The following is a 7,196-nucleotide window of genomic DNA, read 5'->3' as shown; positions in this document are numbered from 1 at the left end:
CTAGGAGTTTCTTTCACTCCCTCGCCCCGGCGACTCGTACTACTTTACACACTCCACAACACCCCCGCAAATCGAAAAGTGGTGACCTGCGTGACAAAAGGTTACTTTTTGGTGTATGTAAAGTTTGCTTACTTTATAAAAGTCCTAGTCAATCCGGTTTTACAGGATTAAAAACTTTTCTCGAACTTTTTCAATACCTCCTCAAAACCTAGTTTTCAGGAACAAAATCCCCTAATCCCCCGTTGAAATCCATAAGAACCAATATCTAGAGAAAAGGTAGAAAACAATGCCTGTACTTTCCGTACTTGACTTCGCCACCATCTTCGACGGCGAAACGCCCCGAGAAAGCTTCAAACGATCCGTAGCTCTTGCCCAGCACGCTGAACAGCTAGGGTTTGAACGCATCTGGTACGCAGAGCACCACAACATGAAATCCATTGCCAGCTCAGCCCCCGCCGTCCTTATATCCCACGTAGGCGCCAAAACCTCCAAGATTCGCCTAGGATCCGGCGGCGTGATGCTTCCCAACCACTCCCCACTGGTCGTAGCCGAACAATTCGGAACGCTAGCAGAGCTCTACCCCAACCGCATCGATCTCGGTCTAGGACGTGCCCCCGGCACAGACCCGAAGACTCTCAAAGCACTACGTCGAGACTACAGCGCAGCAGAACACTTCCCACAAGACGTCAAAGAACTACAGGGCTACCTCACCGACAACACACAAATCCCCGGAATCAACGCCGTACCCGGCAGAGGAACCAATGTTCCCCTCTACATTCTGGGATCCTCCCTCTTTGGCGCTTCGCTGGCAGCAGCGCTAGGTTTGCCCTACGCCTTCGCTTCCCACTTTGCCCCCACACATCTAGAAGAAGCCATCAAGGTCTACCGAGAGCGTTTCAATCCCTCCGAACAGCTGGCTGAACCCTACGTCATCGCAGCAGTAAACGTCATCGCATCAGACACCGCAGAAGATGCGCAACACCAGCTGGAAAAAGCCAAACGATCCCGCGTTAAGAATATGGTCGGCCAGGGTCGCGACTATTCAGAGGCTGAAATCGACATGCTCATGAATTCCGCGCCCGGTCAACAAATACTGAGCATGCTCAAATACACCACCGCAGGTACAGCAGCTGAGGTCAAAGACTACCTCATGAGATTTGCTCACTTGGTAGAAGCAGACGAACTGATGCTCTCTCCTCTTTCTCCTACAACAGAAGGGGTGCACAAAACACTGGATATCGTTGCAGAACAAATGATCTAACGAAACACTAAAAACAGTGAGAAAGGGACACACCTCTAGGTTGATGGCAAACCCAGCCAGTTCACCTTACTGATGTTCTGACTGAAGCTCCCTACCTTATATAAATAAACCTTTTAAGATATATTTGCTTGCCTCGCGAATGCTCAGGGGCGCCATCTTCTCGCCATAACGGGCTAGGAAATCCCGTACCCACTGAGGGTTCACTTTCGAATAATCTCGTAAAGACCAACCAATTGCTTTATTGATAAAGAATTCAGAAGACCCAAAATTCTTGACAATAATTGCCTCTAAAAGGTCCGGGTTAGTCTTCTCCTTACGAGTGAGCTGGTGGTCGATAGCGATTCTACGAATCCAAAAGTTATCGTCCACCGCCCACTCGTTCAGGAGCATCTGATTCAGCTCAGGATGACGTAGCGCGACATCGCCAATAATCCGATTAAGCCGGTCAATCGAGCACCACCATGTCTTACGCTCAGCTAGCGAGCGCAACCAGGGAATATCTGCAGGCTGCAGATACTTTTTAACAGCTACCAAATAATCGAGAGCGTTATAAAGAAATTCCCGCCCCTCCTGAGCCCAAGCATGCTCCACAAAATCCTGATTGATGCCGTCGGTTTTAGCTTCCTTCTTCAACTCAGCCAAATAAGGTTTGAAGATTTCGCGCCGCAGAGGAGACTTCAATCCCAGAAAAGAAAACTGATCGCGCATATAGGCGCTCATACCTACAGCGATGGCGGGATCAGCGGCGTCAAGCATAGACTGCTCATACTCAGAGATGTTCATCCAGATAGCCTAACCCATAGCAAAAAGGGGCCCTCAGAGAGGACCCCTTTCATCCCGAACAGTACTTACTCGGCAGAATCAAACGTCTCGGTATCAATCACGATACGGAACTTGACGTCACCGGCAACCACGCGATCATAAGCGTCGTCGACCTCGTGAACATTGACCTTCTCAATTACTGAAGCAATGCCGTGCTCAGCACAGAAATCAAGCATTTCCTGAGTCTCGGGGATGCCACCGATATTGTTACCGGTTAGCACACGACCGCCACGAATCAAATCAATAATCTGCAGAGGCAAAGGCTCGGTAGTCAAACCAACCACCGACATAATTCCGCGAGGCTTCAACAGGTTCAGGTAAGAACCCAAATCAATCGGCGCTGAAATAGTATTCAGAATCAAATCAAACTCACCGCGGTGCTCTTCAAAGAAATTCTCATCGGAAGTAGCCAAGGTACGCACAGCACCCAACTCCTTGGCAGCGTCCGCCTTCTTCAGCGAGCGGGAAAGAACAGTCACCTCAGCGCCCATTGCTGCAGCAATCTGAACACCCATATGACCCAGTCCGCCCAGACCCATCACAGCTACTTTCTGACCGGGTTTGACGTTCCAGCGAGCCAGCGGTGAATAAGTGGTGATACCGGCGCACAGCAACGGTGCCGCGACGTCAAAATCAAGCGCCTCAGGAATAGTGACGACGAAACCCTCATTCACAGTAATTTTCTGTGAATAACCACCCTGAGTAATGGTGCCGTCGACGTCCTCAGCGTTATAAGTACCAATCGCGCCCTTGAGACAGTTGTTCTCAGCGCCAGCCTTACACTGCTCGCACTCGCCACAAGAGTTCACCAAGCACCCCACGCCTACGCGGTCGCCCACCTTGAACTTAGTAACGTCCGAACCAACGGCGCTTACCACGCCAGCGATTTCGTGACCAACCGTCAACGGGTAAGTTGCAGAGCCCCACTCGTTGCGAATCATGTGAATGTCAGAGTGGCAGATACCAGCAGCTTTGATATCAATGACGACGTCGTCCGCACGAGGATCGCGGCGCTCAATTTCAGCAATCTGGTACGGCTCCTCAGGGCCGGTCTTCTGCAAAACTTTAGTGGTGTACGACAAAGGTCTTCTCCTAGTACATAGTCTGTATAAATCAGCCTATGCTCGAAGAAGACCTTTGCACCAAGTTATTCCGCCAACGGCGCAGTGTTCACTGTAAAGACACAGGAGCTAGGAGTCCTGCGGCACATTTACAATCTGAAAAGCTGTAGCGTCAGGACCTGCGACAGTCGCGATACGACCATAAGGCGAATCCATAGAACCATCAATGACCGATCCACCCAATTCTTTGATGCGCTCAATCGCGGCATCGGCATCCTCCACGAGGAAATAGGGGCGCCAGAACGAGGGAACGCCCTCGGGTAAGAACGACGACGCATCGCACAGACCCGCGGTAGCTTTTGACTCATCGGCGGTGTTGGTAGCAAAACGGACGGGAGCGTCTTCGCCACCCATCCATCCGATGTCCCAGCCGAGTGCGCGGTAGGTGGGAAGGGCAGCGTCCAAATCAGTGCTCAACGATTCAAACCATGCTGCCGTACCAGCGCCCTTATTAACCACGGATCCCTCAAAACCTGCACCGTATTCCCATAGTCCCAAGACTGCGCCTGCGCCGTCGAGGATAAAAGCCATTTTGCCCATTTCGCAGACTGTCAGGGGCGAAACGATAACGGTAGCACCGGCGTCTTTAACAGCCTCGATTGACTGTTCCATATGGATGGGCTAACCAAATGAAGTAGGTTTACTTCACCCAAAGGGGAGGGGCTCTCTGCTATTCCGCAGAGAGCCCCTCCCCCTGTTTAAACCTCTAAATATCTCGGTGGATATGGTGTTCTAAATCGTGCACAAAGTACTCTGCGAGCGTCTGGATAGTGAAGCGACTGCCATCAGAACGACGTCCGGTGCGCTCCAATAAGTCAGCAGGCACCTTTTCAAATTCACCCGCCGCATGATGCAAATTAGTAAGCAAATCACGCTTGACTGAACCCACAGGACGGTTGAGATACTCCCCATCCACCGCTGCGGCGTCCTGATCCCACAAGGCAAACTCCGGGTTTTCATGGATTAGCATCCACTCTAAACGCTGGCTCATCACCTCGCAGACCTCCGCGCAGTGCGCCAAATACTCAATAGGTGCCCACGTATTCTTCTGCGGACGCACATAAAGTTCCTGTTCAGGACGGTTAAAAGCAGTCATGATCGGAGCTTCAAGTGCGCGCAAACGCTGAACATTCTCCCCATAGTCATAGCCAGGCTGAAAACCACATTCAGGGCAGCCGTCGCGAAGTACAACGGTCCAATCTTTAGTCTCCGGTGGAATTTGCTCGTAGTTCATCTTCTTCTCCCGCAATATAAGGCAATCCATTTACTGACTAGCTAAAACTATCGTTAGTAATGAAACCCATCGTACCCAGATAAAACCAGCACCCCATTCATCTTCAAAGATCTCTCGAAGCAGTTTTCTAGAAGGAGAAGGCCTTAGAGTAGGAACAGACCTTTATCTCCCGACTCAGAGGGGAAAAACAATGACGCCGCCTGACGGCCTGCAAACTTATATCCAATACCTCGGCATAGAGCCCTGGCGAATACCCATAGTAATACTTTCAGCCATCGGTATTTACCTAGCATTTTTAATTCTTGTTCGAGTGTTTGGAGTGCGGGTACTAACCGGCTGGAACGGTTTCGATGCGGTTATCATCATTATGTTCGGCGCCGTGGCAGGGCGCGTTATCATTGGCCACCCACCTACTCTTGCCTCGGGGATCATTGGCTTGGGAACCCTCATGCTTCTTGAAATGATTTTTGGTCAAGCACAGCAGGTTACCGGTATCCGAAGCATGAAATCGCATTCGCGCGTCATCATTGCCCATGGCCAATTCATCCAGAAAAATCTTCGCCGATCCCATCTGACTCATGAAGAGGTTTATAGCGCTCTGCGGCGGGCGGGCATAGCGCATTTAGACCAAGCTCAATGTGTGATTCTTGAGGCCACCGGCACCCTTTCCATCATTCGGGAAGGCACCCACATCGATAGGCGCATATTGGAAGGAGTTATTGACGCCGACGCCATCTAGTTCCTCCTGCAGGAAGACCCTGGCATCCCTCAAAATTTAGTGATTTACGGTCTGGATAATCATAAAAGGTGCGCCCGTAGAATCTTTAAGAGCCACCACTCGACCGAGTAAATTATCCTGCGGCTGGCTCACTATTTGCCCACCCAGCTCAGCTGCACGACGAGCGGTGATGTCGGCGTCCTCCACGAATGATGGTTCCTACCCAAAAATATTCTGGTAAAAAGGAAGCGCCGCATCAAAATCCCGGCTCATGTTCTCGAACCAGACGGGGGTCCCAGGTTGCGCAGTGAATTCATAGCCACTCATAGTGCCGGGCTGCCAAAACCCTACCTCAGCGCCGGCAGAATCCTTAGCGAGCGCCATCGCACCCATTTCGCCTACCCACATAGGGCCAAAAATTCCCACCCCACCGTTTTTCTCAACTTTTGAGTAAGCAGTTTCGATGTGATCGGTGCTCAGGTAAACCGCCCAGTGATTGGGGTAGGGCGCCTCGTCTAACTCACCCTCAGTGCTCATCTTCGAATTCATCAGCCCGCCTACATACCCGCCATTTTGGGTAATGAGATGGTAATGATGAAAATTAGGACCGCGGCCTTCAAACGCCCAGCCGAAAAGTTCACCGTAGAACCGCTGAGCTTCTTCGGGGTTATCGTTGCCTAAATCAAACCCGATGGGAGTGCCGCTGGGGAGAGTCATAGAAATATCCTTGTGAGTAGGTTCGAAATTAGCGGCGATCTTTGATGCCAAACCAACCAGCAGCACGCCGGCGATTTTCCTCATTGAGTTTCGTGATGGGGGTGAAGGTACCACCGTTATGTTTGACGGCGGTTTCTAGGAGGTCTCGAATCAGCCAGACGTCACCGGGGTCAGAGCCTCGTTCGGACATCAAAAAAGCGCGCATAAAGCGATCTTCATCGAGCCCCGATTGTTGGCGCAACTCGTCCAGAGTAAGACCTGATTCCTGCAGATTTTGCTCAAATTCACGAGCGATTTGGTCGCGCTCGACGCTAGAGAGTGACATGAGAGTATTCCTTAAATCCCTGACATTAAGTTACCTACGGGTAACAAATTACATGACATAGCGCTTTCAACACGCGGAATTTCTCAAAATTAAGGGTAGAAAAAAGAAATATTTCAGCAGAAAAGCGCAAGTCACAGCAATAAGGAGAGACCAAAACGGAAATTTTTATTGCAGAGCCTCTATTAAATCTTTCACCATAGCCCCCATGCGGAATCGCTCCGGGCACACAGGATTTACCCCTATAGCATTTAACGGTTCGGCAGTAACAGGCCCTACGACAGCCACAACGGTTTCGGTACGGAGTGCTGCTTCGACCTCATCCCCCCTACCTAAGTGATAAGCCTTCTCCAGAAGAGCCTCTACCGCCGGCGCCGCCGTAAAAGTAATGGCATCTATCTCCCCCGCAATCAAACGATTGATGAGCTCATCCACTAAAGCCGGGTTTTCAGGTTCCTCCCACCGGTTAGGATGTACCTGCGTTACCGTAGCACCGGCGTCTTCCAGTCTCTTCACTAAAGCGGGGTCCGGTTTACCATGCTGCTGAATAGTCACGTTCTTTCCGGCAACGCCCTTCTCCAGCGCAAGCTCCACCAACGATTCGGTAGTCTCCACCTGCGCGATTCCAGAATCCTGCCAACCCAGCGAGCGCACCGCACCCCTGCCCTTGGCGCCGCGCACATAAATTTGCGCATCACTTAACATCTCTTTGAGACGCTCAGCCCCACCATTTTTTTCTGTTGCATCCAGCCAGCTTTTCAAACCGTGACCGGTAGCAACCAACAGAACATGCGGCGGGTGTGCTAGAACCTGCTGCGTTTCAGCAGCGAGTGCGGCGTCGTCATCCGTCTTCACGATTCGCACCGTAGGCGCAAGGAGGACGCGCGCCCCGTGGCGCTCGAACGCGCCCGCTTGCTCCTCAGCGCGACGAGAAGCAGTGATAGCAATGGTCTTATCAGCGAGAAGTTGATCGTTCATAAATCCATCTTCTCGCACTCAAC

Annotated in this window: 10 protein-coding genes; 2 read left to right on the top strand and 8 right to left on the bottom strand. The window is 51.3% G+C overall.

From position 1 onward, the window contains the following. Positions 1-286: 286 nt before the first annotated feature. Entirely contained in the window at positions 287-1,261 is a 975-nt protein-coding gene (locus ACFR81_RS06805; RefSeq protein ID WP_343873601.1) for an LLM class flavin-dependent oxidoreductase, read from the top strand. A 96-nt stretch (positions 1,262-1,357) separates the two neighbouring features. Here ACFR81_RS06805 and ACFR81_RS06800 read toward each other — a convergent pair whose 3' ends face one another. The 4 genes from ACFR81_RS06800 to ACFR81_RS06785 all read right to left on the bottom strand — a co-directional run bounded on the left by ACFR81_RS06800 (position 1,358) and on the right by ACFR81_RS06785 (position 4,438). Beyond that, a complete protein-coding gene (locus tag ACFR81_RS06800; protein WP_343873603.1) occupies positions 1,358-2,044 on the bottom strand; it encodes a DNA alkylation repair protein in 687 nt (228 codons plus the stop codon). Positions 2,045-2,109: 65 nt separating this feature from the next. After that, positions 2,110-3,165 (bottom strand): NAD(P)-dependent alcohol dehydrogenase, encoded by a 1,056-nt coding sequence (locus ACFR81_RS06795; protein ID WP_343873605.1) that lies wholly within the window; start codon positions 3,163-3,165, stop codon positions 2,110-2,112. 108 nt (positions 3,166-3,273) lie between these two features. Then, positions 3,274-3,816 (bottom strand): VOC family protein, encoded by a 543-nt coding sequence (locus tag ACFR81_RS06790; protein WP_343873607.1) that lies wholly within the window; start codon positions 3,814-3,816, stop codon positions 3,274-3,276. 94 nt (positions 3,817-3,910) lie between these two features. Beyond that, positions 3,911-4,438 (bottom strand): DinB family protein, encoded by a 528-nt coding sequence (locus ACFR81_RS06785; protein WP_068168852.1) that lies wholly within the window; start codon positions 4,436-4,438, stop codon positions 3,911-3,913. A gap of 190 nt (positions 4,439-4,628) precedes the next feature. On the opposite strand from ACFR81_RS06785, the gene ACFR81_RS06780 reads away from it, so the two are divergent. Further along, positions 4,629-5,177, top strand: coding sequence for a DUF421 domain-containing protein (locus ACFR81_RS06780; RefSeq protein ID WP_068168850.1), 549 nt, complete (start codon positions 4,629-4,631; stop codon positions 5,175-5,177). A 36-nt stretch (positions 5,178-5,213) separates the two neighbouring features. Here the strand turns inward: ACFR81_RS06780 and ACFR81_RS06775 are convergent, their stop codons facing one another. From ACFR81_RS06775 to ACFR81_RS06760, 4 genes are all read right to left on the bottom strand, one after another. Beyond that, positions 5,214-5,363 (bottom strand): VOC family protein, encoded by a 150-nt coding sequence (locus tag ACFR81_RS06775; protein WP_343873611.1) that lies wholly within the window; start codon positions 5,361-5,363, stop codon positions 5,214-5,216. A 12-nt stretch (positions 5,364-5,375) separates the two neighbouring features. Beyond that, a complete protein-coding gene (locus tag ACFR81_RS06770) occupies positions 5,376-5,873 on the bottom strand; it encodes a VOC family protein (protein ID WP_343873613.1) in 498 nt (165 codons plus the stop codon). 28 nt (positions 5,874-5,901) lie between these two features. After that, positions 5,902-6,198 carry a DUF2316 family protein gene (locus ACFR81_RS06765; RefSeq protein ID WP_145176037.1) on the bottom strand — a complete coding sequence of 99 codons (297 nt, stop codon included), beginning with the start codon at positions 6,196-6,198 and terminating at the stop codon, positions 5,902-5,904. 165 nt (positions 6,199-6,363) lie between these two features. Next, positions 6,364-7,173, bottom strand: a complete 810-nt coding sequence (locus tag ACFR81_RS06760) for a uroporphyrinogen-III synthase (RefSeq protein WP_068168842.1) — start codon at positions 7,171-7,173, stop codon at positions 6,364-6,366. Positions 7,174-7,196 lie beyond the last annotated feature (23 nt).

The organism is Rothia amarae (genome assembly GCF_042677725.1).
Lineage (GTDB): Bacteria > Actinomycetota > Actinomycetes > Actinomycetales > Micrococcaceae > Rothia > Rothia amarae.
This window is presented reverse-complemented; position numbering and strand designations above follow the sequence as displayed.